Source organism: Jeotgalicoccus sp. S0W5 (assembly GCF_011634875.1).
Lineage (GTDB): Bacteria > Bacillota > Bacilli > Staphylococcales > Salinicoccaceae > Jeotgalicoccus > Jeotgalicoccus marinus.
The window spans coordinates 150,264-173,333 of sequence record NZ_SIRQ01000018.1 but is presented as its reverse complement, the minus strand read 5'-3'; the positions used below and the strand labels follow the sequence as shown (position 1 = coordinate 173,333).

The window sequence follows — 23,070 nt, the reverse complement described above, 5'->3', positions numbered from 1 at the left end:
TGATCATATATGGTCAAAGAAGCATTGGATATTGGCGATTACAAATATGGTTTCCACGATAAAGACATCTCAATCTTCCGTTCCGATAGAGGATTAACAGAAGAGATTGTCAGAGAAATCTCTAAGATGAAAGAAGAGCCTGAATGGATGCTCGAATTCCGTCTTAAGGCACTTAAACACTTCTATAAACGCCCTATGCCTATGTGGGGTGGGGATTTATCAGAATTGAACTTTGATGATATTACTTACTATGTAAAACCATCAGAGCAAACTGAACGTTCTTGGGACGAAGTACCTGATGAAATCAAGCGTACCTTTGATAAATTAGGTATTCCTGAAGCAGAACAAAAATACCTCGCAGGTGTTTCTGCACAGTATGAATCAGAAGTTGTATACCACAACATGGAACAAGATCTAGAAGAAAAAGGTGTAATCTTTAAAGATACTGACTCTGCACTAAGAGAAAATGAGGAGTTATTCAAAGAGTATTTCTCTACTGTAGTGCCGATTACAGACAATAAATTTGCTGCTTTAAACTCAGCTGTATGGTCTGGTGGATCATTCATTTACTGCCCACCAGGTGTTAAATTAGATACACCGTTACAAGCATACTTCCGTATTAACTCTGAGAACATGGGTCAATTCGAACGTACACTAATTATCTGTGATGAAGGTTCAAGTGTTCACTATGTAGAGGGTTGTACGGCACCTGTTTATACAACGAATTCACTACACTCAGCTGTCGTAGAAATCATTGTTAAACGTGATGCATACTGCCGTTATACAACAATCCAAAACTGGGCAAATAATGTATATAACCTAGTAACTAAACGTACTTTTGTTGATGAAAATGGTACGATGGAATGGATTGACGGTAACATTGGTTCTAAGATTACGATGAAATATCCTTCAATCTACCTAAGAGGTGAAGGGTCTCGTGGTATGACGCTTTCTATCGCACTTGCTGGTAAAGGTCAACTTCAAGATGCTGGTGCTAAAATGATTCACTTAGCGCCGAACACATCTTCTACAATCGTTTCTAAATCGATAGCTAAAGGTGGCGGTAAAGTATCTTACCGTGGTCAAGTAAGATTTGGTAGAAAAGCACATGGTGCGCGTTCAAACATCGAATGTGATACGTTAATTATGGATAATGAATCAACTTCAGATACGATTCCATATAATGAAATATTAAATGACAATATCTCATTAGAACACGAAGCGAAAGTTTCTAAAGTATCAGAAGAGCAATTGTTCTATCTAATGAGTCGTGGTTTAGGTGAAGAAGAAGCGACAGAAATGATCGTTATGGGCTTCATCGAACCATTCACTAAAGAACTTCCAATGGAATATGCCGTTGAGATGAACCGCCTAATCTCTTATGAGATGGAAGGTTCAATCGGTTAATCTATAAAATTTTTAAGGGCTTAGAAATCAACTTGATTTCTAAGTCTTTTTTTATTTTTCTATAAATGTGTATTATTTGTGAATGAGGGTATTAGAACTAATATACATTTAGGGGTGGTTTTTAGTGAAGGAAGAAACAAATCAAACAAAGGGAAGTAATAAAGATTTTTCGAGTAAGTTTCCTCATACCTATGCGATATTACTTGCTATAGTCATTATCGGTGCTGCATTGTCCTACGTAATTCCAGCAGGGGAATACGACCGTGTAGAAGTTGATGACCGTGTAGAAGTTGTCAGTGATAGTTATCATGCTGTGGAGCAAAGTCCAGTTTCCTTGATGGATTTATTTATGGCGATACCGAATGGTTTGATGGAAGCATCAAGCATTGTATTTTATATCTTTTTAATTGGTGGCGCTTTTGGAGTTATACGTTCTACAGGAGCGATTGAAGCAATCATTCAAAAAGTAATGAGAAATGTTGGTAATAATGAAGTGCTTTTAATACCTGTTGTCATGTTCATCTTTTCTGTACTAGGATTTACAACCGGTATGTCCGAAGAAGCAATTATTTTTGTACCCATCGGTATCATGTTAGCTGTAGCACTCGGTTATGATGCTATGGTCGGGACTGCAATGGTTACCTTAGGAGCCGCATCAGGTTTTATAGGAGGGATGTTTAATCCATTTACTGTTGGTGTCGCCCATGGTATTGCGGAGTTACCAATATTCTCGGGATGGGGCTTTAGAACTGTTGTTTATATTATTGTTTTAGCGGCTGGAATTTTGTATGTAATGCGCTATGCTAAGAAAGTTAAAAATGATCCAACTAAAAGCCTTGTTTACAACGAAGGACAAGAAGGGCAGCTCAATTTCACCGATGCGGACATGGAGAAATTTGAATTGTCAAAGAGACATATCGTTATCGTTGTGTTATTCGCTTTGACAATTGCGATTAATGTGTTTGGTATCTTTCAGTACGACTGGTTCTTAACAGAGCTTGCCGCAAACTTCTTTGTAGTAGGTATAATCATTGGTTTTGTTGGTGGATTAAAACTTAATGACATTTTTGATTCTTTCATAGATGGTATGAAAATCGTAGTTTATGGTGCAATCATTGTTGGTTTCGCTAGAGCGATACTTGTAGTCCTTGAGTCAGGACTAATTATAGATACGATTATTTATAGTATGAGCTCTGTATTAGACCTTGTACCAAACTCTCTCACCGCAGTCGGTATGCTTATCGTACAAGTGTTTATTAATTTCTTTATTCCATCAGGCTCAGGTCAAGCTATGACAACAATGCCTGTTATGGTGCCGATCTCTGATTTACAAGAGATACCTAGACAAGTAGCTGTACTGGCATATCAGTATGGTGATGCAATTACAAATAGTATTATCCCAACATCTGCATCTCTTATGGGTGTCTTAGCTGTCGCAGGTATACCATATATTAAATGGGTCAAATTTATTTGGAAGTTAACATTGATATGGTTAGTCATTGCAGCAATTGCTTTAGTTGTAGCGACTTTAATTCACTTGCAATAATAATGTCAGAAACTCAGACTTTAGTTTGAGTTTCTTTTTTTACTTTAATAAATGTACAGAAAATTTGCACAATTATATTTAGGTGATATGATGGAAATAAATACAAATATAAGGAGGAATTTCATGGGCCCGACTTGGCTTAAGTTAGCTGTGTTGTATTTAGTTATCGGGATATCAGTTGGTTTATTTATGTCGTATACGATTCAATTAAACTGGGCAGCAGGACATGCACACACGAATGTTGTTGGTTGGTTAACAACGCTTGGTATAGGTGCTGTATTATGTGTTTATCCTCATTTGGCGAAGAATAAATTAGGTATAGCAACGTTTTGGCTATACCATATTGGTGTACCTTTATTTATCTTTAGTACTTTTTATGTACAAGTCAATCCAGGGGTTGCGCATATATTCACTTTTATAGGTGGACCAATGTTTCTCATTGCTATTATCTTATTCGGGATCAATTTATTCTTAAATTTAAGAGAATCTAATACTTCAAACTACGAACAAAAAGTATAATATTTGGAGGAACCGAGATGTGCCTTTATAATGGAAGTAATCACTAAATGAAGGCGGGAAGTTAAATGGTTAACTTAAAAGCATATTATGATTCAGGGCTTACAATGGATGCATATCGTCAGACTCTTTCAGATTTAAAAACCGGTTTCGATAAAATTTACGATGAACACGAAGTTCAACAGGATTCAGATTTTGAACGCTTAAAAGAGAGTGGCAGAAAATTATTGGTCATTGCTGAACCTTGGTGTGCACATTGCATGTTAAACCTTGCAATTTTGTTTAAATTGTCAGAAGCAGCGGAAACGGATGTTAGAGTTGCCTTAAGAGATGAAAATCTAGAATTAATGGATGAATATTTAACTAATGGTAATAGAGTCATTCCTAAGGTTATTGCACTTAACAATTCAAATGAAGAAGTAGCAGTTTGGGGACCAAAAGCACCGATGACTGACTTAATTCAAAAAGACTTAATGAAAGACATGCCAGAAAAAGGCACAGCTGAATATGAGGCGGCCTTTGAAGGTGTTAAAAAAGAGATGAGAGAAAAATTCTCTACATCACCAGAACTGTGGCAAGCAGTGGAAACGGATTTAAAACAAGTATTAAGTTCGTAACAAAAAGACTTAGAAATCATACAGATTTCTAAGTCTTTTTTATTAGGCCTTCTGTTTTCTTGTACTGATAAATATTCCAACAGCTAGAATTATTATGATTCCGATGGATTGGTAAATACCTAAGCTCACATTTAAAAGTAATACTGATGTAATCACTGCAGATACAGGCTCTAGTAAACCTAGTATACCTGTCTCTGTAGAGCTTAAATATTTTGTACTTGTGATATATAAGAAAAAGGCGAGTGTTGTACCGAGTAAAATGGATAGCACCAAAATAAGAATTTGGGTAAAGGTCCAATCAAATTGATATTCAAATTCCCAAATCGGATGAATAAAATTCATTAGTATACCACCGACTAGCATTGACCCACCTACAAGTTGAAGTGGGTGTAAGTATTGCATTAATACTGGTGCATGAATGGTGTAGTAAGCAAGTGCGATACCAGATAAGAGACCGAATGCCAAAGCAAGTGGTGGTACTGATAGGCTTTCAATGTTGCCATTTGTAGCAATTAAAAATACACCTATGATCATCGCAAGTATTATTATCGCTTCAAATTTAGTCCATGGTCTATATTTCTTAAAGATGGCGTAAAGGATAATATATATTGGCCCCGTACACTGTAAGACAGTTGCTACGGCAGCATTTCCATAACCGATGGCAGCCATAAATGTATATTGAACCATAGTCATTCCGAAAATCGAGTAGATTAAAAACATTAGAGTAGTATGTTTTGTCCAAACAGTACGATGTCTTTTTCTAAAAAATAAGGTGTATATGGACAGTAAAATCACACCGCTAATTAATAATCTCGCAGTGACATACCAAGAGACATTAGTCGGTGTATGCGTAAATATGTAATCTGATGCAGTACCCCCAATTCCCCATAAAGAGGCACCGATTATAACAAAAATTAAACCTTTGATATGATTTTCATTTTTCATGGTTGGCATACCTCCTTTATTAAATGTGGTAAAATGAAGTAAGGTGATTGAATGATTTTTATAGGACTGACAGGCTGGGGTGACCATGATTCACTATATACAGAACTGTCAAACAAAAAAGATAAATTGATGACTTATGCTTCACATTTTCCAATTGTAGAACTCGATGCTACATATTATGCCATACAAAGAACATCTACAATAGAAAAATGGTGTCAGGAGACACCAGAGTCATTTAAATTTGTTGTTAAGGCACATCAATTTATGACAGGGCATAGTGATTATCGTGATTACTATGATTCAATTAAAGATGTCTTTATAGCATTTAAAGATATGTTAAAACCAATGCAAGAAAGAAATAAACTCGCTTTTGTCTTACTACAATTTCCACCGTGGTTTGATTGTACAAGTAAAAATATAAGATATGTAAAATTTGCAACAGAATTATTAAAACCATACAAAATTGCAGTAGAATTTCGTAACCAAACATGGTTTCAAGATGAGTATAAAGAAGAAACGCTTAGTTTTTTACATGACTCAGAATTGATTCACAGTATTTGTGACGAACCCAATGCTGGTATCGGGTCAATACCATTTGTTAACAGAGTCACTGATGATATTGCCTTTATTAGACTACATGGTCGTAACGTACATGGTTGGACCCAGCAAAATCGAACTTCTGATGAGTGGCGTGAGGTACGTTATCTATATGATTATAACAAAGATGAGCTCGCTTGGTTGAAAAGACAAGTGGATATTCTAAAACATAAAACGAAACATATATATATCGTCTTTAATAATAATTCCGGTGGCCATGCTGCAGGAAATGCCAAGACTTTTATAGATTTAATGGATATTGAATATAGCGGGCTATTTCCTAAACAATTGAAACTATTCTAAGGGGCTGGACGACATGATTACAGTTGTCATTATACTGATGTTAATCGGGTTACTCTCTTCTATTTTAGGATCACTCGTCGGTATTGGCGGGGGTGTTATTGTTGTGCCTGCACTAATGTATTTCGGACTATCTTTAGGGCTCTTACCTGCGATAACACCTCAAACAGCTGTCGGTACATCTAGTATGCTATTAATTTTCACAGGCTTAAGTGCGATGTGGTCGTATGCAAAAAACAATCAAGTTGATAGACAAAATGGTACGCTATTTTTAATCGGACTAATTCCTGGAGCCTTCACAGGTTCTTATGCGAGTAGTCTTTTTACAGTGGATAGTTTCAATTTATACTTTGGTGTCTTCCTAATTTTTGTTTCTATTTTGTTGGTCGTTAGAAACAAGATTAAACCATTAAAAATATTTCAAAATCCTAAATATATGAAGCCTCATAGAGACAATATGGGGAATGTCTATCACTATGGTTTCCCACCGTATCTGGCTATTGCAATTACGTTTCTAGTTGGTTTTGTAACGGGGCTCTTCGGTATTGGTGGTGGCGTACTGATGACGCCGCTCATGTTGATGGTCTTTCGTATGCCACCGACTATTGCCATTGGTACAAGTATGATGATGGTCTTCTTTTCTGGCTTATCCTCTGCCTCAGGTCATATACTACAAGGGAATGTCGTCTTTATGTATATACTCTTACTTGTGCCTGCTGCTATTTTAGGTGCGAATATAGGTGTTAAGATTAATCAGAAATTCAACTCAAACAGTCTCGTTATCATCTTACGTTCTGTTCTATTCCTACTGGGTATATATTTAATTTCTCAAACTTTTTTCTAAGGAGTGTATAGTATGGAAGTGAAGATTTATCACACAAATGATATTCACAGTGCGTTAGATAACTATGTGAAATTTACTAGTTTTCTTAACGATAAAAGACACCAATACAGAGATAACATGGTATATGTGGACATTGGTGATCATGTTGACCGCTCACATCCATACACTGAGGCAACGCTCGGTAAAGGAAATATTGAACTATTAAACGAAGCGACATGCGATGTTGCGACGATAGGGAATAATGAAGGTATTACCCTTACAAAAGATCAATTGAAACACCTTTATGATGATGCGAACTTTGATGTTATTTGTACAAACTTAAGAGAGGTTGGTGCGGATAATCCATTTTTTAAACCCTACACTATTAAGGAAGTGAAGGGTGTTAAGATTGGTTTTATAGCGGCGACTGTTGAATTTACCCCATTTTACTTAGCCTTAGACTGGGAAGTTGCAGATGCATTCTCATGGGTTGAAAAATATTTAGCTGAACTTCGGGGTAAGGTGGATGTCATTGTTATGCTAAGCCATCTTGGTATGTATGATGATGAAAATTTAGCGAACCGCTTTCCAGAGATTGATTTGATTTTATCTTCACACACACATCACCACTTTGATTATGGCGAGCGCATTAATGGCGTACTCTTAGCTGCCGCTGGTCGATACGGTGAGTATATTGGAGAAGTGACCTTGAACTTTCAAGGTAAAAAATTGATCGGTAAAAATGCAAAATTGATTGAGGCCGACTTCCTTGCACCTAAAGAAAACAATTATTATCAACTCGGTAAAGAAATGCTGAGTAATACAGTGATTAAAAGTGACGCCTATCCGATTGAAAGACGACTGTATTCTGCCTCTCGTTTTGCATCCTTACTAGCTTATATGATACGAGATTTTACAGACAGTGATGTAGGTCTTATTCATACTGGTCTAGTGGCGAGTCCGTTTGAAGGTGGAGAATTGACAGAGTATGCTTTACACAAAGTATTACCACACGCGATTAATGCTGTGAAAATCGAGTTGACAGGACGAGAAATGAAAGAAGTTTTTACAGAAGCAAATCGTCATGAGTATAAGGATGAGATTGTCAGGGGCCTCGGTTTTAGAGGTGATATATTTGGTGCCTTTGTCATGGATAATATATCGTACGTTCAATCTGAGAGAGAGTATTACATCGGCAATGAATTAATTGATGATGGACGTACATATTCACTTGGTACTTTAGATATGTATACATTTGGTCGTATTTTCCCACAGTTTAGATATTCAAAAAAAGATTATATGATGCCAGATTTACTCCGCGACATTATCAAGAACTATTTAAAATGCTTATAGTCATTTATAAAAGCTTGTGTTATAATGAAAAACAATTGAATAAAAAAAGTAGAGGTTGCGTTTTTTATCAGTAAATATTCTAGCAGGCATGCGATTAGGAATATCGAAAGGGAAAGACGCCGAAGAATAAGACCGGCGGGTACTTATTCTGGGTCTTAGTTTAAGAGACTAAGGACTGTCAGTTATATGATGCGCTACAGTACATTGGAATCATAAATGCGTACATAATAGCGTGTTTATGGTTTTTTTTATTTGAAATTTTTAGGAGGAAATACATATGGAATCTTTTTTAAGTTGGGAATACATGCCCTTGGTCCCACCTTTACTCACACTGATCTTAGTTATTTTAACTAGAAAAGTCAGTATCAGTTTAGGTGCCGGAATTGTGACTGCTGCTTTCGTTATTGCTGGTGGGCACTTTGGTGAGTTCTTCCAAATTTTAATCGACTCATTTTTAGCAATATTTATTGAAGATGGTGGTTTAAACACATGGAACGCCTTCATCTTAATATTTTTAACATTACTTGGTATTATGACTGCATTTATGAACATGTCAGGCGGTGCAAAAGCCTTTACGGAATGGGCCTTAACGAAAGTTAAAACTAGACATGGAGCGGGTCTTATTACCGGACTTTTAGGCGTTATTATTTTTATAGATGATTACTTTAGTTCTTTAATTGTTGGTCAAGTTGCCAAACCCATCACGGACAAATTTAAAATTTCTAGAGCAAAGCTTGCATACTTGGTTGATACAACAGCTTCTCCAGTATCTATAATGGTTCCAATTTCAAGTTGGGGTGCGGGTATTATGGGTATGACAGCTCCATTGTTAGTCAGTGCTGGTCTAGAACATATTTCTCCTTTCCAAAGCTTTATGTATATGGTGCCAATGAACTTCTATGTCATTGCTGCAATGGCAATTATGCTTTTCGTTATTATTTTTAAGTTCGATATTGGTCCGATGAGAAAACAAGAAGACTTAGCCATTAACGAAGGTATTTTAAGGGATAAGGTACCTGATATGGCAACTGAAGAAGACGACCTCCCAGTTCATGAAGGCTCCAGTGCTAAAGCATTAACAGTACCAATCATCGGTTTAGCAATAACTGTTATTGCAAGCATGTTCATCTCTGGGGGGATTGCGGCTGGTTCTTGGACCTTAATCGATATGTTGGAGAATATGATGATTACCCACTCATTAGTAATTGGTGGTCTTGTAGGGCTAGCTTTAGCTCTAGTTTACTATATTGGACATACAAAGAACGATGATAACTTTGGATTTAAACAAGTACTTTTAGGAATTAAAACAGGGTTCCTTGCAATGTTTCCAGCAATGTTAGTCTTAACTTTCGCTTGGATGATTGGTGGTTTAATTACTGAACTCGGAACAGGTGATGTGCTCGGAGGTATGGTTGAAAGTTCTAACCTGCCCGTTTCACTTGTTCCTGCCGTCATTTTTATTGTTGCATGTATTATGGCTATGGCAACGGGAACAAGCTGGGGTTCATTCGGTATATTAATTCCAATTGCAGGCGAAATTATGATTTCATTAAATGCAACTGATTTATTATTACCATCAATTGCAGCTGTACTAGCTGGTGCGGTATTTGGTGATCACTGTTCACCAATTTCTGATACGACAATTCTATCAGCAACTGGCTCCGGGGCGGACTATATCGTTCACGTAATGACCCAGTTACCTTATGCCATTTTATCAGCTGTTATCGGGCTAGTTGCCTTTGTTGTACTCGGGACAACACTTAGTGTTGGTCTAGCACTACTAAGTTTACTTGCATGTTTAATCGTCGTATTTATTGTTGTAAAATTCATCTACAGACCTGTATCTAAAGAAACCACATAAGAAATAACTGTGGTAAAATAGAGTTATTATAGGTAAAGGATGTGTCAATGTGATTACCATTGGTCATATGAACTTTGAACTCGTGGAAAATTACCGCGATGCATTTGATGAAGAGGTCTTTGTTGAAAAGTATAGTGAACTACTAAATAAATATGACTATATCGTCGGCGATATTGGTTATGAAAAATTAAGGCTTGCTGGTTTTTATCGATCTTCTAAACGTAAAATAGAGCCGGATAAAAGAGCAGACACAATCCAAGAATATTTAAATGAATACTGCAACTTTGGATGTGCTTACTTTATTTTAAGAAAAGTAACTAAGGCAGAATTGAAGACACAGAATGAAGAAAATGGTGAAGAAGCGGAGGTGTAAACCTTAGCTTCTTCTTTTTCTATGATATGATTAATACGAATAGATTAGATGAGGTGACTTATGTATTTTGTAGATAAAACGTTATTAAATAAGCGTTTAGCTTATATTGAAGAGATGTCGAAATTAGTAGACACAGACGACAAACTTGCCTTGGAACGCACGTGTCAGATGTTGATTGAAGCGACTGTTGATGTCGGGAATATGATCATTGATGCTTTTATCTTAAGAGATCCTGGTAGCTATCAGGATGTTATTGACATAATGGAACAAGAGAAAGTCATCGATAGTAATGATGCATTGAAATTTAAAAATACCTTAAAATGGCGTACAGAGTTAACTAGAAATTATACGGATATTGACCATCAAAGTATGAAACTTGATTTCCTTGATAACATTGATGCCTACAAAAATTTTAAGGCAAGTTTTGAACACTTCAGAAAAACTGATCCTCAAGCTGTAACAGCTTTTTCGACAGATGATGTATAAGGGTTATTTGATTGATCTTGATGGAACGATGTTTAATGGAGACGAGGTCATTGATGGTGCAAGGGAATTTATAGATCGTTTGAATGAAGAAAAACTGCCTTACTTATTCTTAACAAATAATGCGACGAGAAGTAAAAATGAATTGCAAGAAAAATTTGATGTTCTGGGTTTTAAAACCTCTACGCATCATATTTATACTTCTGCTATGGCGATGGCGAAATATATAGAGGAACATTATAAAGCACCTAAGGTATTTGTCATTGGTACAGATAGCTTTAAAGCTACACTAGAAGAAGTTGCAGAGCTGACAGATGAAGCAGTCGATGTGGTTGTAATGGGCCTTGATCCAACGATTACATACGACAAGATTATTCAAGCATGCAGGTTAATTCAAAATGGTGCTAAATTTTTAGCGACGAATCCTGACCAGAAAATCAAGAGCCATTTTGGATTTTCACCTGGTAATGGTGCCTTTGTGAAACTAGTCAGTGATGTAACAGGTGTAGACCCAACGATTATCGGTAAACCTGAAAAATTTATTTTAGAAGGTGCCTTGGTTCAACTCAAACTTAATAAAAAAGATGTCGCGATGATTGGGGATAATTATGATACCGACATTTTGACAGGTATCAATGGCGGGGTAGATACGATTCATGTGAACACAGGTGTCCATAGTACAAAAGATGTTAAATCACGTAATAAAGTTCCGACACATCTAATAGATAATTTAAGTGAATGGCAGTTATAAACGCTAATGTTAACCTTTAAAATTAAGGGTTAACATTAGCGTTTTTTTCTGATAAACTAACTCTATCGATATAGGTGGAGGAAAATAGAATGAAGACAAAACAACTTGTTCAGGCTGCTCTATTTGTTGGCCTCATTGCAATTGCTGCACAAATTAAAATACCCCTTGGCCCAGTGCCTTTTACTTTACAGTTGCCTATGGTGATACTTTGTGGCTTATTGTTGGGCACAAAAACAGGCGTCGTTAGTTTGATTATATATACATTAATTGGTCTACTTGGTGTACCTGTTTTTGCGGGAGCTGCAGGTTTAGGCGCCTTTGTTTCACCAACATTTGGATTTATTTTAGGGTATATACCCGCAGTGTTAATTTTTGGACTGGCTAAAGAAAAATCATTTATAACTATGTTTATGTGGACGCTTTTAGGGATGGCAGTAGTCTTCTTATTTGGTACATCTTACTTTGCTTTTGTTATGGGTGTCGTTCTAAATACACCGATGGCATTTCTTGAAATTCTTTTCGTTACGGTGATTCCTTTCCTAATTAAGGACATTGCCCTAGCGATTGTAACAGTCGCCTTAGCGCGGACATTAGAAAATCGAGGCTTAAGACTTGCATAGTAAGATAAAAAATTCAGACTTTCAATTGATGGATTTTTATGAGTAAATCCCTTATAATAGTGACTAGTAGGAGAGGCTTATTAATTGATTGGAGTGAACTTATATGACAGTCAGTCAAGATACTATGTACGAACAAGTCGAAGAGGTACTGAATAAATTGCGTCCATTTCTACTTCGTGACGGCGGAGACGTTGAACTCGTTGATGTAGAAGATGGTATTGTTAAGCTTAGATTGCTTGGTGCATGTGGGACATGCCCTAGCTCAACGATTACTCTAAAAGCGGGTATCGAACGTGCGTTACTTGAAGAAGTACCAGGCTTTGTAGAGATCGAACAAGTATTTTAACTTGCAGCTGGAGACGCTCGTGTCTCCAGTTTTTTTATTGTATGGTGAGGTGTTTTTATGTTTACAATAGCAGAATTTTGTAATGCAAATATGCAAAAAGGAACTGAGGATGTTTATCGTGCTTTAGACCAGGATCTTGCAATTGATGTGGTGGATTATGAGTGCACAAACAATTGCGGCTTATGTTCTAAGACATTCTTTGTTTTGATAGATGGAGAGATTGTCTCTGCTAAAACTAAAGAGCAGTTGTTAGAAAAGGCATATAAAAGAATAGAGAAGAATAATAGAGATCTATAATTATAAACGGTTGATTGGTGTAGCTAAAATGACTGTAGTATAATTAAATTATAAAAACTTGTGGTAATAGTATTTAAAGAGGAGTGATTTTATGTCCACAGTAACATTGACTGAGAGTGCGGCATATGAAGTTAAAGATATGCTAGAAGCTAATGATATGGCTGACGGCTACCTCCGTTTTAAAGTACAGGGTGGTGGTTGTACAGGGCTTACTTATGGAATGGCTGCTGAAACGAATATAGGAGAAAGAGATGAAGTATTCGAATACTACGGTGTGAAAATGCTTGTAGATAAATTCGATTTACCTGTTGTAGATGGTACCGTAATCGACTTTAAACAATCGTTAGTCGGCGGCGGATTTACGATTGAAAATCCAAATGCGAGCTTGTCTTGTGGCTGCGGATCTTCCTTTAGAACGAAGACGAATGCGGGTGCGCCAGCAGACTGCTAAAATCAAGGAAAACGCTTGAATTATTGCGGTATAGTGCTAATATTGTAACTGGTATGCATGATATATATAAATAATTCTTGCACAACAAATTACGCTTGTAGGAAGGAAAATAAAAATGAGTTTTGAAAGAAAAAAAATTCTCGTACTTGGTGCGGGCTACGCTGGATTATCAACTGTAACTAAACTACAAAAACTACTCAGTGTACAAGAAGCTGATATCACATTAATCAACAAAAATGAATATCATTATGAATCAACTTGGTTGCATGAAACAGCAGCGGGATCAATGAACTGGGAAGACGGAGTTTATCCGATTGCTAAAGTTGTTGATAATATGAAAGTACGTTTTGTGCCTGCAGAAGTGACTAAGATTGATCGTGATAACAAAGTTGTTCAAACGAACCAAGGTGAATTTGACTTTGATATTTTAGTTGTATCACTTGGCTTTGAAAGTGAGTCATTTGGTATTGAAGGCATGGATGAATATGCTGAAACTATCGTCAGTCCTCAATCTGCAGTAAAAGCTCGTGAAGAAATTGAGAAAAACTTCATCAACTATAAGACGAGTCAAGATAAGAGAGACCTCGCTATCTTAGTGGGTGGTGCTGGATTTACTGGCGTTGAATTCTTAGGTGAACTTGTCGAAACTCTACCTGAATTATGTAAAGCACACGGTATAGATTACAATGATGTCAAGATTACTTGTGTTGAGGCAATGCCTACAATGTTACCAATGTTCTCTGATGAGTTAACTCAGCACGCAGTTGACTTCTTAGAAAAACGTGGTGTTGAATTCATGCTTGGTACAGCGATTGTTGCTGCTAATGATAAAGGTTTTGTTGTTAAAGTGAATGATCAAGAACAGCAAATTGAAGCTTCAAGCGTAATCTGGACTGCAGGTGTACGTGGTTCTAAATTAATGGAAGAATCGTTTGAAGGTGTGAAACGTGGAAGAATTGTAGTTAATAACGATTTAACTATAGATGGATATGACAATATTTATGCAATCGGTGACGTTGCAGCGGTAATGAACGGCACAGGTAAGGATGCACGTCCTTACCCAACAACAGCTCAAATCGCTATGCAATTAGGTGAACACACTGCTAAGAACATTAAATTGAGTTTAGATGGTGATAAGAAAGAACCGTTTGTATACGATGACAAAGGTACTGTATGTTCTTTAGGTTCTAAAGATGGTATCGGTGTTGTTATGGGTAAAGAAATTAAAGGTAAACCAGCTGCTTTCATGAAGAAAGTCATCGACACACGTGCAGTGTTCAAAATCGGTGGCCTTGCACTGGCTGCGACTAAAGGTAAATTCATGTAAGTTAAAAGTTAGCATTATGCATGGGTATATATAATGCCCATGCTTATTTTTTTGGAGGAAACATATATGGCAATGAATGTCGTTCAGTTATTTATATCTGTATTACTATATTTCGTTTTATTTTACGGAATTAGTTTTATACTGAACATGATTTTAAAAATGACATGGATTATGGCGGTTGTTTATCCTGTAATTGTTCTTTGGATTATAGGTAGAGTTTCATTATTTGATTACATAAGTAGTCCGGGAGAATCGTTTAATACGCTTTGGAGTAATATTATTGGCATCTCTATTTACGATATCATCATCTTAGGTTCAGGCTTAATCGGCATCATACTTGCAGGGATGACGATTCGTTATTTAAGAAAAGCAGGTTATCAAATGTTCTAGGGGGATCTTTTTATGAAAGTGAAATTTGAAGAGAGTTATGTGGCTGATGATTCAGTAATTGTCATTGGTTTACCAGAAAATGTTGAAGAAATGAAAAATTTTGCAGAACTCGATACTTTGTTAAACGGATTAACTAAGGAAATTATCACATCGAATGTGCTATCAACTAAGTTGAATAAGGTAACAACGACAGGCGTAACAATTCAAAGAGAATACAGAAAAGTTGTTGCAGTTGGACTCGGTGATGCTAGTCAATTGACGGTGCTAAAAGTCCAGGAAGCACTTGGTAATGTATTTCAGTTCATGGAAAAAGAAAAGGATAATAAGGCTCAAATTATTTTGGACACATTCGCTTTCGAAGCTGCTGAAGTTGCAGATGCTATCGGATTAATGGCAAAGGTAAGTACCTACGAACCAGTCGGCTATACTTCAGACAGTAAACAACAGTTCAGTGAAGGTTTAACGCTCACACTTGTTACAGAACACGATGTCACTAAATACTTCGAACATGGTGAGAAAGTGGGTTCTAGTATTAACCTAGCTAGAAACTTTGCGACGATGCCACCGAATTTACTATATCCAGAAAGTTATGCGGATTATTTAGCTGATAACTTTAAAAATCACCCCCATGTTAAGGGTGAGGTAAAAGATTTTGACACCTTAACCCAAGAAGGTTTTGGCTTATTGACAGCAGTAGGTAAAGCTTCACAAAGAAAACCTCGTCTTGTCACGATTGAATATAAGCACCCGGATGCAAAATTTGATGCACCAATAGTATTAGTCGGTAAGGGGATTACTTATGACAGTGGCGGTTATTCATTGAAGAGTCGTAATGGCATGCGTTCAATGAAATACGATATGAGTGGTTCTGCAAATGTAGTGGGGATGATTGAAGCTGTATCCAAACTCGATTTACCAGTACATGTTGTCGCAGTACTTGCGTTAGCAGAAAACATGGTAGATGGTAATGGCATGCGTCCTGACGATGTGTATCAATCTTTATCAGGTAAAACTGTAGAGGTTTCAAATACAGATGCAGAAGGTCGCTTAGTACTAGCTGATGCTGTTTATTATGCCGCAAAAGAGTATAAGCCAAAAGTAATGATGGACTTTGCAACTTTAACAGGTGCCGTTGTCCAAGCCATAGGTGAATATCGTACAGGAATATTTACGGATGTCGATAGAAAAGTGATGAATAACTTGTTAATCAGTAGTAAAGTCACAGGTGAAGATGTATGGCAATTACCACTTTCAGAGCATGAAGAAAAACGTGTGAGAAAGTCAGATATAGCTGATTTAATCAATGCCGACTTTAAACCAGGCGGCGCATCATTTGCTGCTGCCTTCATTAAAGAATTCACTGAAAACACACCATGGATTCACTTTGATATTGCAGGTTCAAGTAATAGTACTAGTGTGACACCATTTGGAAAAAAAGGTTCAACTGGTGTAATGATTAGAACAATTGTTGATTTAATTGAGTCAGGGACACTATATGAGTAGAGGATTGATTGAACTTCTTGGCATCAATGTCTTAGAAGTAGATGACGGGACATGTAGTATCGATATGGAAATTACATCAGATGCACTACAACCATTTGGTTTTGTCCATGGAGGAATTAATGCCGTTCTTGCAGAAACTGCTGCCAGTATAGGTGCCAGTCATCAAATTGAAGATGATCAAATTGCATTCGGAATGGAGCTTAATATTAATCACTTAAAAGCAAAGAGACAAGGCACTTTAATTGCTAAAGCAGTGTTGAGACATGCAGGTAAATCATCGCAGGTTTGGGAAATTGATATTACAGATGATGCAGATGATTTAGTTGCAGTTTCTAGATGTACCATGGCAGTAAGACAAAAATAAAACGTAAGATTGAAATAACTCCTTAGCTGTATAGATACAGCTAAGGAGTTATTTTTTTGTGTTTACTGGACAATGAGCCAGGGCATCTGCCTGTATTTTGTGTTTACCGGTAAATGAGCCCCGACCAATCTATCTGGTAAATAAAAAAACTGTATAACATCTGTAAAGATGTTATACAGGTATATCATTTAATCATCGAGTTCTTTGTCTTTACTGCGTTCGATTTTCAGTCTGACATGCTCTTCTGTTTCGATTTCGGAACCTGTTTCATCACGTTTCAATTCATTGAGAATGGTGAGTTTATAAGGTTCAACATCGGAGTGAAAGGCACTTCTGGCAATCATATGGGCACCAACAGGTGCAGATATGAAGATGAATATAATCGCTAATATCAGTTGGGTTTCGATTTCTGCTTGATAATAAGCAAAGTAGATAAATACCCCGATCAATGTCATACCGACACCTAGTGTCGAACTTTTCGAAGCGGCATGGATTCTAGTATAGGTATCAGGTAAACGAATCACGCCAATGGCTGCTACTGCTGTAAAAAAGGCACCACCGATTAGAAAGATTGTAATGAGACTAACTATTATTATCTCTATCATTTTCGATGATCACACCTTTCTCTAGGAATTTAGCAAAGCCAACTGTACCGATAAAACCAACCATTCCGATTAGCATAATTATTGGTAAGAGATAGGTTGTTTCTAAGACGATGGATAATAGACCAATCATTCCCATCAAGGTTACCCCAAATGCATCGAGCGTGACGACTCTATCATGTAGTGTTGGTCCTTTAATTGTTCTGTACAACATACCAAGCATGGTGATAGCAAATACGATAATTGAAAAGATTACGATAATATATACAAATGATGTCATGGTTGAGCCACCTCTTTTATAACATTTTCAAAAGCAGCTTTAATGTTATCAATTTCTTCATCAGCATCATCCATATCTAGGCCGTGAATGTAAATAATGGAGTAGTCATCTGATATCGCAACAACGACTGTACCTGGAGTTAAGGTAATTAATGTCGAAAGTAAAGCAACTTCCCATTCTTCTTCTAAATCGCTCGGATAGGCATAGAAACCGGGATGGATGTCAATTTTTGGTGACATCACAATTTTTACAACATCAATATTCGCTTTGACAAGTTCTATTATAAAGATAAACAGTAGTTTAATCATTAAGTACAAACGGCGTAAGTAGAATCTACCTGGTAAGAAGTTTCTAAATAAATATACTGCAACCAAGCCGATTAAGTAACCAGTGACAAAGGTTCCAACAGACATGTCAGCATTCATGAACATCCATAGAAAAGCTAAAATGATGTTTACTAATAGTTGAAATGACATTTATTCCACCTCCATCAAGTAGTTAGAATATGATGACGGATCGAAGAATGATTCGGCAGCCATTTCAAATACTGGGTAAAGAAAATCTGCTGATAAACCAAACACGATTGAAACGACTACAAGTCCGACTGCTGAGAAGAGTAGTTTATCTGATTTAATATCTCTAAGCTCAAGACCTTCTCTTGGTTCTCTAAAGAATACATTGATGAATAACTTCATAATGCTAAATAGGACAATCAGACTTGATAATAAGACGATAATTGCTGCAATAACGTGGTCGTTAAGGAAAGCTGACTCTACGATGAACAACTTACCGTAAAAGCCTGGTAAGGGCGGCACACCAGCAAGTGATAGGGCAGCAATAAAGAATGTCCAACCAACAACTGGGTGACTATTAATTAAACCACCTATATCTTCTGAATTATTCTTACCAGTTCTGTAGATGATGAAACCAACAAGTAAGAACAGGGCGCCCTTAATGATCATATCGTGTATTAGATAATACATCGCACCGATTGATCCAACTTCATCCATCATAGCAAAGCCAACAACGATAACACCGACGGCAATCATAATGTTGTAGATGATGACCATTTTCATATCAGTGTAAGCTAAAGCACCAATACAACCTACGATGATGGTCAACAAGGCAAGTAATAGTAGCACTTGATGGGTATAACCGACATCGTGTTGGAAGAACAGTGAAAATGTTCTAGCAATGGCATAAATACCAACTTTAGTTAATAGTGCACCAAATAAAGCAATGATAGGAATCGGTGGTGCATTATAAGAACCTGGCATCCAGAAATAAAGCGGGAAAAGTCCTGCTTTTGTTGCAAAAACAAATATGAATACTACTGCAACTAAGGTCATGACAGCTAAATTACCATCATAATTGGATAGCTTTATCTGAATATCAGCCATATTCAATGAACCAGTGATTGAGTAGAGATAAGCTAAACCAATTAAGAAGAAGTTTGAAGATACAACGTTAACAACGAAATATTTAAACCCTTCCTGCAATTGAATCTTTCTATTACCGAGTGTAATAAGTACATAAGATGCTAAAAGGAATACTTCAAAGAAGACGAACATATTGAAGATATCACCTGTCGTAAACGCACCAATAATACCTGTGATCATGAACATGACCATGGGATAATAGTAATATTTTTCTCTTTCATAGCCTATGGACTGGAAAGAGTAAACAACTGTGAAAAATAAGATAATCGATGTTGTCAGTACTAACAAAGCAGCGACCATGTCATAGACAACACTGATTCCAAATGGTGCGGACCAATTACTTATAAAGGTCACCATCGCACCGTTCTTGTATACATAATATATACTATATGCGCTAATACCAACCATTAGGGCACTGGTAATTGCTGAGACTATTCTGTGTGGAATAGGACGTTTGCCCATGAACAACATTATGACACCAGCAAAGAATGGAAGAATGATTGGGAGCATAGGTAAAATGTTAGTCGCCATGAGGAACTCCTTTCATATCTTCTGTGTTATCTGTACCGAGCTCTTTATAGTTTCTTAAGAGCAAGATCAGACTAAATGATGTCAGTGCAAATGAGATTACAATGGCTGTCAGTATTAAGGCCTGTGGGAGTGGATCTGTGTAAGTCGAGACAGAGTCATCGAGTACAGGAACATTACCCCGTTTCAGTTGACCCATAGTTAGAATCATTAAATGCACACCATGTGAAAGAATTGATATACCAATAATTATTCTTAAAACACTTTTAGACAATATTAAATATGTTGCACTAGCAATTAATATGCCAGACAAGATTATAGTAACAAGTTCCATTAGTCATCCATCCCCCCAACTAGGGAAACGATTAACAGTGCTGTTCCAGCTACTGTCATAAATACGCCAATATCAAAAGCGACAGCTGTGTGTAGTGCTACTTCCCCGAATATAGGAACATCGATATACGTATGTTGATGGGTGAAGAACGGTACTCCAAAGAAATACAAGGCTGTCGGTACAGCAATAGCTAGAAATAGACCGATACTGATGATTAAATGAAAGTTTATCGGAATCATTTTTCTTACAGTCTCGAAATCAAAAGCAATCAATAGAAGGATGACTGCTGAAGCTGCGAGCAAACCACCGACGAAGCCGCCGCCTGGTTCATAGTGTCCAGCTAAGAACATGTTTACTGAGAAGAGTAATATGATTAAAAATATTACTCTGCCCGTAAACTGAATGAACACATCGTTCATCTGACGTTGGACCTTACTGTAGCCAGCTCTCTTAAGCGTGCTCTTCATTATTATCATCCTTTCCTTTTACTTTTGCTTTCATTAATGCATATATACCGATGCCGGCAATACCAAATACTAATGTTTCCATGAGGGTATCGTAACCACGGAAATCAACAAGAATAACGTTGACCATGTTACCGCCAGCGGCGAGCTCATAAACGTTTTCAATGTGGAATTGGCTGATAGATTCAAACAACCTGTTTGAGTAAGCTGATAATCCAAAGAGGATAACGACAGCACCAACACCAACTGAAATAATAAAGTTAGTGAATTTAAATTTAATCGTTTCTTCATGCTTAGACTTTTTCGGTAAATGATAGAAACATACTAGGAATAAGGTCGTCGTAACTGTTTCTATAGATAACTGCGTCAGGGCAAGATCCGGTGCTCTAAAGAAGGCAAAGAATAAGGCCATAGAGAAGCCTATTGCACCTAACATGATGATTGAAACCATGCGTGAACGCGTCATCATAATGATAGCTAAAGAAATCAAGATAATGATCACGAGAACCATATCCTGGATACCAACATCTGCAAAGTCATCGAATGTGATTGGAAGACCTGTAAAGAATGTTGTAATGATACTAAATAGAACGAAGAATCCAAAGATATAAACCATATAATCTCTAAAGAAACCAGTCATTACACCATCGGTTGCTTTTTTAGAACCCAGTTGACTATACAGTAGTCCTTGGTCATATAAATAGTTAAGAGTGAAATGCTCTTTATGGTAGTCATATATGAACATCCAGCTATTTCTAAAGATGTACATGACACCACCGATGACGATAATAGCGACTGTTGCCCATAAGGCCGGGTTATTAAAACCGTGCCAATGTGAAATTTGTGTGTTTAAGGCCGTATCTGTACCTAAAATACTCATAGCTGCTGGGTCAATAATCGTACCTGATAGGATATTTGGGAATAGTCCGAAAATGATCACTAAAGCAGATAAGATAATTGGTGAAATTAAGAGTAAAGCTGGTGCTTCGTGTGGTTCTTTTGGAGTGTCATAACTTCTATCTCCAAAGAAGACACCATGAATGAGTTTAAGTGAATAAACGAATGTAAAGATACTACCTACAATTCCTAGGATTGGGAATAGTACACTCCAATCAGCTAAGGCGCTAAAGTTTGCATGACTAATCTCAAACATCGCTTCTAGGAATAACTCTTTCGATAAAAATCCGTTAAATGGTGGAATACCAGCCATTGAAAGTGCTGTAACCAAGGTCATCGTAAATGATATTGGCATGAGTGTTAATAGACCACCAAGTTTTCTAATGCTACGTGTACCTGTTTCATGGTCGAGAATACCCGCTACCATAAACAGAGAACCTTTGAAAGTTGCGTGGTTAATAATGTGGAAAACAGCTGCAACGACAGCGACTGTAAATATTTCCTCATTTGCACCGGTCGCTACTGCAAGTGCACCCACACCGAGTAAACTCATTATAAGCCCGAGCTGAGAGACTGTAGAAAAGGCAAGCACACCTTTAAGATCATCTTGCTTGATAGCGTTGAACGACGCCCAAACCAGTGTAATCAGTCCGCCGAGTAATATGATCCACACCCAAAGCTCACTAAAGGCAAACACTGGTGTAAACCTAGCAACAAGGTAAAGACCTGCTTTAACCATGGTTGCTGAGTGGAGGTAGGCACTGACTGGAGTCGGTGCTTCCATGGCATCTGGTAACCAGATATAAAATGGAAATTGAGCTGATTTAGTAAAGGCACCAAGTAAGATTAAAACAACTGCAAAGGGTGCGAGATTACTATCGATTATTAGATCGACATTGCCAATCATTTCTCTAATGCTGAAGGTGCCTGTAATAATATACAGAACAATAAAACCACCAAGCATCATAAATCCACCAAAGAAAGTAATCAACATGGACTTCTGTGCCCCGTATATTGACTTATCTTTCGTGTACCAGAATGCAATTAATAGGAAACTGGAAATTGACGTTAGCTCCCAAAAGAAGTAAAGCATTAAGACATTGTCATTTAAGACAATTCCTAGCATGGCAGTCATAAAAATAAGAAGGTAGACGTAAAAATTGCCAAGCTTCTCTTCTTTTGACAAATAACCAATTGAATATAAAACCACTAGTGCACCTATACCAGAAATTAAAATGGCGAACAATAGTCCAAGTCCATCTATGTATACATCAAAATTCATACCGATTCTTGGCATCAAGTTTAAATTTTGATGAATTGGTCCATCAGTTGACACTGTGGGTATAAGTGAAAATAAATATGCAGCAATCACAGCAGGAACAGGTAGAACAAACCAGCCGAGATGTACATCTTTAACATACCTGTAGATAATAGCAATCGCAATTGCTGCTATGACAGGCAAAAATATAGCTATGTGTATAAATGTCAAAGTGTATCCTCCTCAAACGATATTATATTAACTTAGTATACAATAATAATTATATAAAATAAACGCATACCGTTTGAAATTATGAATAAGTACTTTATACTGTATATATGGATGGAATTAGAAAAACGCTTAAAAACGAAAGTGAAATAATTTCATTTTTAATACAC

Annotated in this window: 27 protein-coding genes and 1 riboswitch; of the genes, 19 read left to right on the top strand and 8 right to left on the bottom strand. The window is 36.9% G+C overall.

Annotation, left to right across the window (positions count from 1 at the left end; all coding sequences use genetic code 11):
* The first annotated feature begins 9 nt into the window (after positions 1 to 9).
* From sufB to EYB29_RS10715, 4 genes are all read left to right on the top strand, one after another.
* Positions 10 to 1,407 (top strand): Fe-S cluster assembly protein SufB, encoded by a 1,398-nt coding sequence (gene sufB, locus EYB29_RS10730; protein ID WP_166627229.1) that lies wholly within the window; start codon positions 10 to 12, stop codon positions 1,405 to 1,407.
* 124 nt (positions 1,408 to 1,531) lie between these two features.
* Positions 1,532 to 2,953: a YfcC family protein gene (locus tag EYB29_RS10725; protein ID WP_166627228.1), complete on the top strand. Its 1,422-nt coding sequence runs from the start codon at positions 1,532 to 1,534 to the stop codon at positions 2,951 to 2,953.
* Between the two features lie 123 nt (positions 2,954 to 3,076).
* Complete coding sequence (locus EYB29_RS10720; protein WP_166627227.1) at positions 3,077 to 3,472, top strand: hypothetical protein; 396 nt, start codon at positions 3,077 to 3,079, stop codon at positions 3,470 to 3,472.
* 65 nt (positions 3,473 to 3,537) lie between these two features.
* The gene (locus EYB29_RS10715; protein WP_166627226.1) at positions 3,538 to 4,086 is read left to right on the top strand and encodes a thioredoxin family protein; all 549 of its coding nucleotides are present in this window, start codon (positions 3,538 to 3,540) and stop codon (positions 4,084 to 4,086) included.
* A 42-nt stretch (positions 4,087 to 4,128) separates the two neighbouring features.
* On the opposite strand, the gene EYB29_RS10710 is transcribed toward EYB29_RS10715, so the two are convergent.
* Entirely contained in the window at positions 4,129 to 5,031 is a 903-nt protein-coding gene (locus EYB29_RS10710; RefSeq protein WP_166627225.1) for a DMT family transporter, read from the bottom strand.
* A 51-nt stretch (positions 5,032 to 5,082) separates the two neighbouring features.
* Here EYB29_RS10710 and EYB29_RS10705 point away from each other — a divergent pair, with 51 nt between their 5' ends.
* From EYB29_RS10705 to EYB29_RS10635, 15 genes are all read left to right on the top strand, one after another.
* Complete coding sequence (locus EYB29_RS10705) at positions 5,083 to 5,931, top strand: DUF72 domain-containing protein (protein WP_026867354.1); 849 nt, start codon at positions 5,083 to 5,085, stop codon at positions 5,929 to 5,931.
* Positions 5,932 to 5,944: 13 nt separating this feature from the next.
* Positions 5,945 to 6,772 (top strand): sulfite exporter TauE/SafE family protein, encoded by an 828-nt coding sequence (locus tag EYB29_RS10700; protein ID WP_026867355.1) that lies wholly within the window; start codon positions 5,945 to 5,947, stop codon positions 6,770 to 6,772.
* A 12-nt stretch (positions 6,773 to 6,784) separates the two neighbouring features.
* Positions 6,785 to 8,104 (top strand): bifunctional metallophosphatase/5'-nucleotidase, encoded by a 1,320-nt coding sequence (locus EYB29_RS10695; protein ID WP_166627224.1) that lies wholly within the window; start codon positions 6,785 to 6,787, stop codon positions 8,102 to 8,104.
* 41 nt (positions 8,105 to 8,145) lie between these two features.
* A riboswitch (Lysine riboswitch) is annotated at positions 8,146 to 8,309 on the top strand.
* 72 nt (positions 8,310 to 8,381) lie between these two features.
* Positions 8,382 to 9,965, top strand: a complete 1,584-nt coding sequence (locus EYB29_RS10690; protein WP_166627223.1) for a Na+/H+ antiporter NhaC family protein — start codon at positions 8,382 to 8,384, stop codon at positions 9,963 to 9,965.
* Between the two features lie 49 nt (positions 9,966 to 10,014).
* Positions 10,015 to 10,338 (top strand): YutD family protein, encoded by a 324-nt coding sequence (locus EYB29_RS10685; RefSeq protein ID WP_026867358.1) that lies wholly within the window; start codon positions 10,015 to 10,017, stop codon positions 10,336 to 10,338.
* A gap of 60 nt (positions 10,339 to 10,398) precedes the next feature.
* On the top strand, positions 10,399 to 10,824 hold the full coding sequence (locus EYB29_RS10680) for a DUF86 domain-containing protein (RefSeq protein ID WP_026867359.1): 426 nt from the start codon (positions 10,399 to 10,401) through the stop codon (positions 10,822 to 10,824).
* Positions 10,814 to 11,572, top strand: a complete 759-nt coding sequence (locus EYB29_RS10675) for a TIGR01457 family HAD-type hydrolase (RefSeq protein WP_026867360.1) — start codon at positions 10,814 to 10,816, stop codon at positions 11,570 to 11,572. The genes EYB29_RS10680 and EYB29_RS10675 overlap by 11 nt, the downstream gene beginning before the upstream one ends.
* 89 nt (positions 11,573 to 11,661) lie before the next feature.
* On the top strand, positions 11,662 to 12,192 hold the full coding sequence (locus EYB29_RS10670; RefSeq protein ID WP_026867361.1) for a biotin transporter BioY: 531 nt from the start codon (positions 11,662 to 11,664) through the stop codon (positions 12,190 to 12,192).
* Between the two features lie 103 nt (positions 12,193 to 12,295).
* Positions 12,296 to 12,538 (top strand): NifU family protein, encoded by a 243-nt coding sequence (locus EYB29_RS10665; RefSeq protein ID WP_026867362.1) that lies wholly within the window; start codon positions 12,296 to 12,298, stop codon positions 12,536 to 12,538.
* A 57-nt stretch (positions 12,539 to 12,595) separates the two neighbouring features.
* Positions 12,596 to 12,835 carry a DUF1450 domain-containing protein gene (locus tag EYB29_RS10660; protein ID WP_026867363.1) on the top strand — a complete coding sequence of 80 codons (240 nt, stop codon included), beginning with the start codon at positions 12,596 to 12,598 and terminating at the stop codon, positions 12,833 to 12,835.
* A 91-nt stretch (positions 12,836 to 12,926) separates the two neighbouring features.
* Entirely contained in the window at positions 12,927 to 13,286 is a 360-nt protein-coding gene (locus tag EYB29_RS10655) for a HesB/IscA family protein (RefSeq protein ID WP_026867364.1), read from the top strand.
* Between the two features lie 115 nt (positions 13,287 to 13,401).
* Positions 13,402 to 14,613 (top strand): NAD(P)/FAD-dependent oxidoreductase, encoded by a 1,212-nt coding sequence (locus EYB29_RS10650; protein ID WP_026867365.1) that lies wholly within the window; start codon positions 13,402 to 13,404, stop codon positions 14,611 to 14,613.
* A gap of 66 nt (positions 14,614 to 14,679) precedes the next feature.
* Positions 14,680 to 15,003, top strand: a complete 324-nt coding sequence (locus EYB29_RS10645) for a YuiB family protein (RefSeq protein ID WP_035857152.1) — start codon at positions 14,680 to 14,682, stop codon at positions 15,001 to 15,003.
* Between the two features lie 12 nt (positions 15,004 to 15,015).
* Positions 15,016 to 16,506 (top strand): leucyl aminopeptidase, encoded by a 1,491-nt coding sequence (locus EYB29_RS10640; RefSeq protein ID WP_026867367.1) that lies wholly within the window; start codon positions 15,016 to 15,018, stop codon positions 16,504 to 16,506.
* On the top strand, positions 16,499 to 16,870 hold the full coding sequence (locus EYB29_RS10635; RefSeq protein WP_026867368.1) for a PaaI family thioesterase: 372 nt from the start codon (positions 16,499 to 16,501) through the stop codon (positions 16,868 to 16,870). Before EYB29_RS10640 ends, EYB29_RS10635 begins: the two co-directional genes overlap by 8 nt.
* Before the next feature lie 188 nt (positions 16,871 to 17,058).
* Here EYB29_RS10635 and mnhG read toward each other — a convergent pair whose 3' ends face one another.
* The 7 genes from mnhG to EYB29_RS10600 are packed head-to-tail and all read right to left on the bottom strand — an operon-like array spanning position 17,059 to position 22,903.
* Positions 17,059 to 17,475: a monovalent cation/H(+) antiporter subunit G gene (gene mnhG / locus EYB29_RS10630; RefSeq protein ID WP_035857165.1), complete on the bottom strand. Its 417-nt coding sequence runs from the start codon at positions 17,473 to 17,475 to the stop codon at positions 17,059 to 17,061.
* On the bottom strand, positions 17,453 to 17,752 hold the full coding sequence (locus EYB29_RS10625) for a Na(+)/H(+) antiporter subunit F1 (protein WP_026867370.1): 300 nt from the start codon (positions 17,750 to 17,752) through the stop codon (positions 17,453 to 17,455). Before EYB29_RS10625 ends, mnhG begins: the two co-directional genes overlap by 23 nt.
* Complete coding sequence (locus tag EYB29_RS10620; protein ID WP_026867371.1) at positions 17,749 to 18,228, bottom strand: Na+/H+ antiporter subunit E; 480 nt, start codon at positions 18,226 to 18,228, stop codon at positions 17,749 to 17,751. Before EYB29_RS10620 ends, EYB29_RS10625 begins: the two co-directional genes overlap by 4 nt.
* A complete protein-coding gene (locus tag EYB29_RS10615; RefSeq protein ID WP_026867372.1) occupies positions 18,229 to 19,722 on the bottom strand; it encodes a Na+/H+ antiporter subunit D in 1,494 nt (497 codons plus the stop codon). It abuts the gene before it with no gap.
* Complete coding sequence (locus EYB29_RS10610) at positions 19,712 to 20,053, bottom strand: Na(+)/H(+) antiporter subunit C (RefSeq protein ID WP_026867373.1); 342 nt, start codon at positions 20,051 to 20,053, stop codon at positions 19,712 to 19,714. The genes EYB29_RS10615 and EYB29_RS10610 overlap by 11 nt, the downstream gene beginning before the upstream one ends.
* Positions 20,053 to 20,520: a Na(+)/H(+) antiporter subunit B gene (locus tag EYB29_RS10605; RefSeq protein WP_051220561.1), complete on the bottom strand. Its 468-nt coding sequence runs from the start codon at positions 20,518 to 20,520 to the stop codon at positions 20,053 to 20,055. The genes EYB29_RS10610 and EYB29_RS10605 overlap by 1 nt, the downstream gene beginning before the upstream one ends.
* The gene (locus EYB29_RS10600; protein WP_026867375.1) at positions 20,504 to 22,903 is read right to left on the bottom strand and encodes a Na+/H+ antiporter subunit A; all 2,400 of its coding nucleotides are present in this window, start codon (positions 22,901 to 22,903) and stop codon (positions 20,504 to 20,506) included. Before EYB29_RS10600 ends, EYB29_RS10605 begins: the two co-directional genes overlap by 17 nt.
* Positions 22,904 to 23,070 lie beyond the last annotated feature (167 nt).

What these genes read in the sequence shown, in the direction of transcription:
- sufB (WP_166627229.1), top strand. Translation starts at nt 10, where the DNA reads ATGGTCAAAGAAGCATTGGATATTGGCGATTACAAATATGGTTTCCAC.
- EYB29_RS10720 (WP_166627227.1), top strand. Translation starts at nt 3,077, where the DNA reads ATGGGCCCGACTTGGCTTAAGTTAGCTGTGTTGTATTTAGTTATCGGG.
- EYB29_RS10715 (WP_166627226.1), top strand. Translation starts at nt 3,538, where the DNA reads ATGGTTAACTTAAAAGCATATTATGATTCAGGGCTTACAATGGATGCA.
- EYB29_RS10710 (WP_166627225.1), bottom strand. Translation starts at nt 5,031, where the DNA reads ATGAAAAATGAAAATCATATCAAAGGTTTAATTTTTGTTATAATCGGT.
- EYB29_RS10705 (WP_026867354.1), top strand. Translation starts at nt 5,083, where the DNA reads ATGATTTTTATAGGACTGACAGGCTGGGGTGACCATGATTCACTATAT.
- EYB29_RS10700 (WP_026867355.1), top strand. Translation starts at nt 5,945, where the DNA reads ATGATTACAGTTGTCATTATACTGATGTTAATCGGGTTACTCTCTTCT.
- EYB29_RS10695 (WP_166627224.1), top strand. Translation starts at nt 6,785, where the DNA reads ATGGAAGTGAAGATTTATCACACAAATGATATTCACAGTGCGTTAGAT.
- EYB29_RS10690 (WP_166627223.1), top strand. Translation starts at nt 8,382, where the DNA reads ATGGAATCTTTTTTAAGTTGGGAATACATGCCCTTGGTCCCACCTTTA.
- EYB29_RS10680 (WP_026867359.1), top strand. Translation starts at nt 10,399, where the DNA reads ATGTATTTTGTAGATAAAACGTTATTAAATAAGCGTTTAGCTTATATT.
- EYB29_RS10675 (WP_026867360.1), top strand. Translation starts at nt 10,814, where the DNA reads ATGATGTATAAGGGTTATTTGATTGATCTTGATGGAACGATGTTTAAT.
- EYB29_RS10670 (WP_026867361.1), top strand. Translation starts at nt 11,662, where the DNA reads ATGAAGACAAAACAACTTGTTCAGGCTGCTCTATTTGTTGGCCTCATT.
- EYB29_RS10665 (WP_026867362.1), top strand. Translation starts at nt 12,296, where the DNA reads ATGACAGTCAGTCAAGATACTATGTACGAACAAGTCGAAGAGGTACTG.
- EYB29_RS10660 (WP_026867363.1), top strand. Translation starts at nt 12,596, where the DNA reads ATGTTTACAATAGCAGAATTTTGTAATGCAAATATGCAAAAAGGAACT.
- EYB29_RS10655 (WP_026867364.1), top strand. Translation starts at nt 12,927, where the DNA reads ATGTCCACAGTAACATTGACTGAGAGTGCGGCATATGAAGTTAAAGAT.
- EYB29_RS10650 (WP_026867365.1), top strand. Translation starts at nt 13,402, where the DNA reads ATGAGTTTTGAAAGAAAAAAAATTCTCGTACTTGGTGCGGGCTACGCT.
- EYB29_RS10645 (WP_035857152.1), top strand. Translation starts at nt 14,680, where the DNA reads ATGGCAATGAATGTCGTTCAGTTATTTATATCTGTATTACTATATTTC.
- EYB29_RS10640 (WP_026867367.1), top strand. Translation starts at nt 15,016, where the DNA reads ATGAAAGTGAAATTTGAAGAGAGTTATGTGGCTGATGATTCAGTAATT.
- EYB29_RS10635 (WP_026867368.1), top strand. Translation starts at nt 16,499, where the DNA reads ATGAGTAGAGGATTGATTGAACTTCTTGGCATCAATGTCTTAGAAGTA.
- mnhG (WP_035857165.1), bottom strand. Translation starts at nt 17,475, where the DNA reads ATGATAGAGATAATAATAGTTAGTCTCATTACAATCTTTCTAATCGGT.
- EYB29_RS10625 (WP_026867370.1), bottom strand. Translation starts at nt 17,752, where the DNA reads ATGACATCATTTGTATATATTATCGTAATCTTTTCAATTATCGTATTT.
- EYB29_RS10620 (WP_026867371.1), bottom strand. Translation starts at nt 18,228, where the DNA reads ATGTCATTTCAACTATTAGTAAACATCATTTTAGCTTTTCTATGGATG.
- EYB29_RS10615 (WP_026867372.1), bottom strand. Translation starts at nt 19,722, where the DNA reads ATGGCGACTAACATTTTACCTATGCTCCCAATCATTCTTCCATTCTTT.
- EYB29_RS10610 (WP_026867373.1), bottom strand. Translation starts at nt 20,053, where the DNA reads ATGGAACTTGTTACTATAATCTTGTCTGGCATATTAATTGCTAGTGCA.
- EYB29_RS10605 (WP_051220561.1), bottom strand. Translation starts at nt 20,520, where the DNA reads ATGAAGAGCACGCTTAAGAGAGCTGGCTACAGTAAGGTCCAACGTCAG.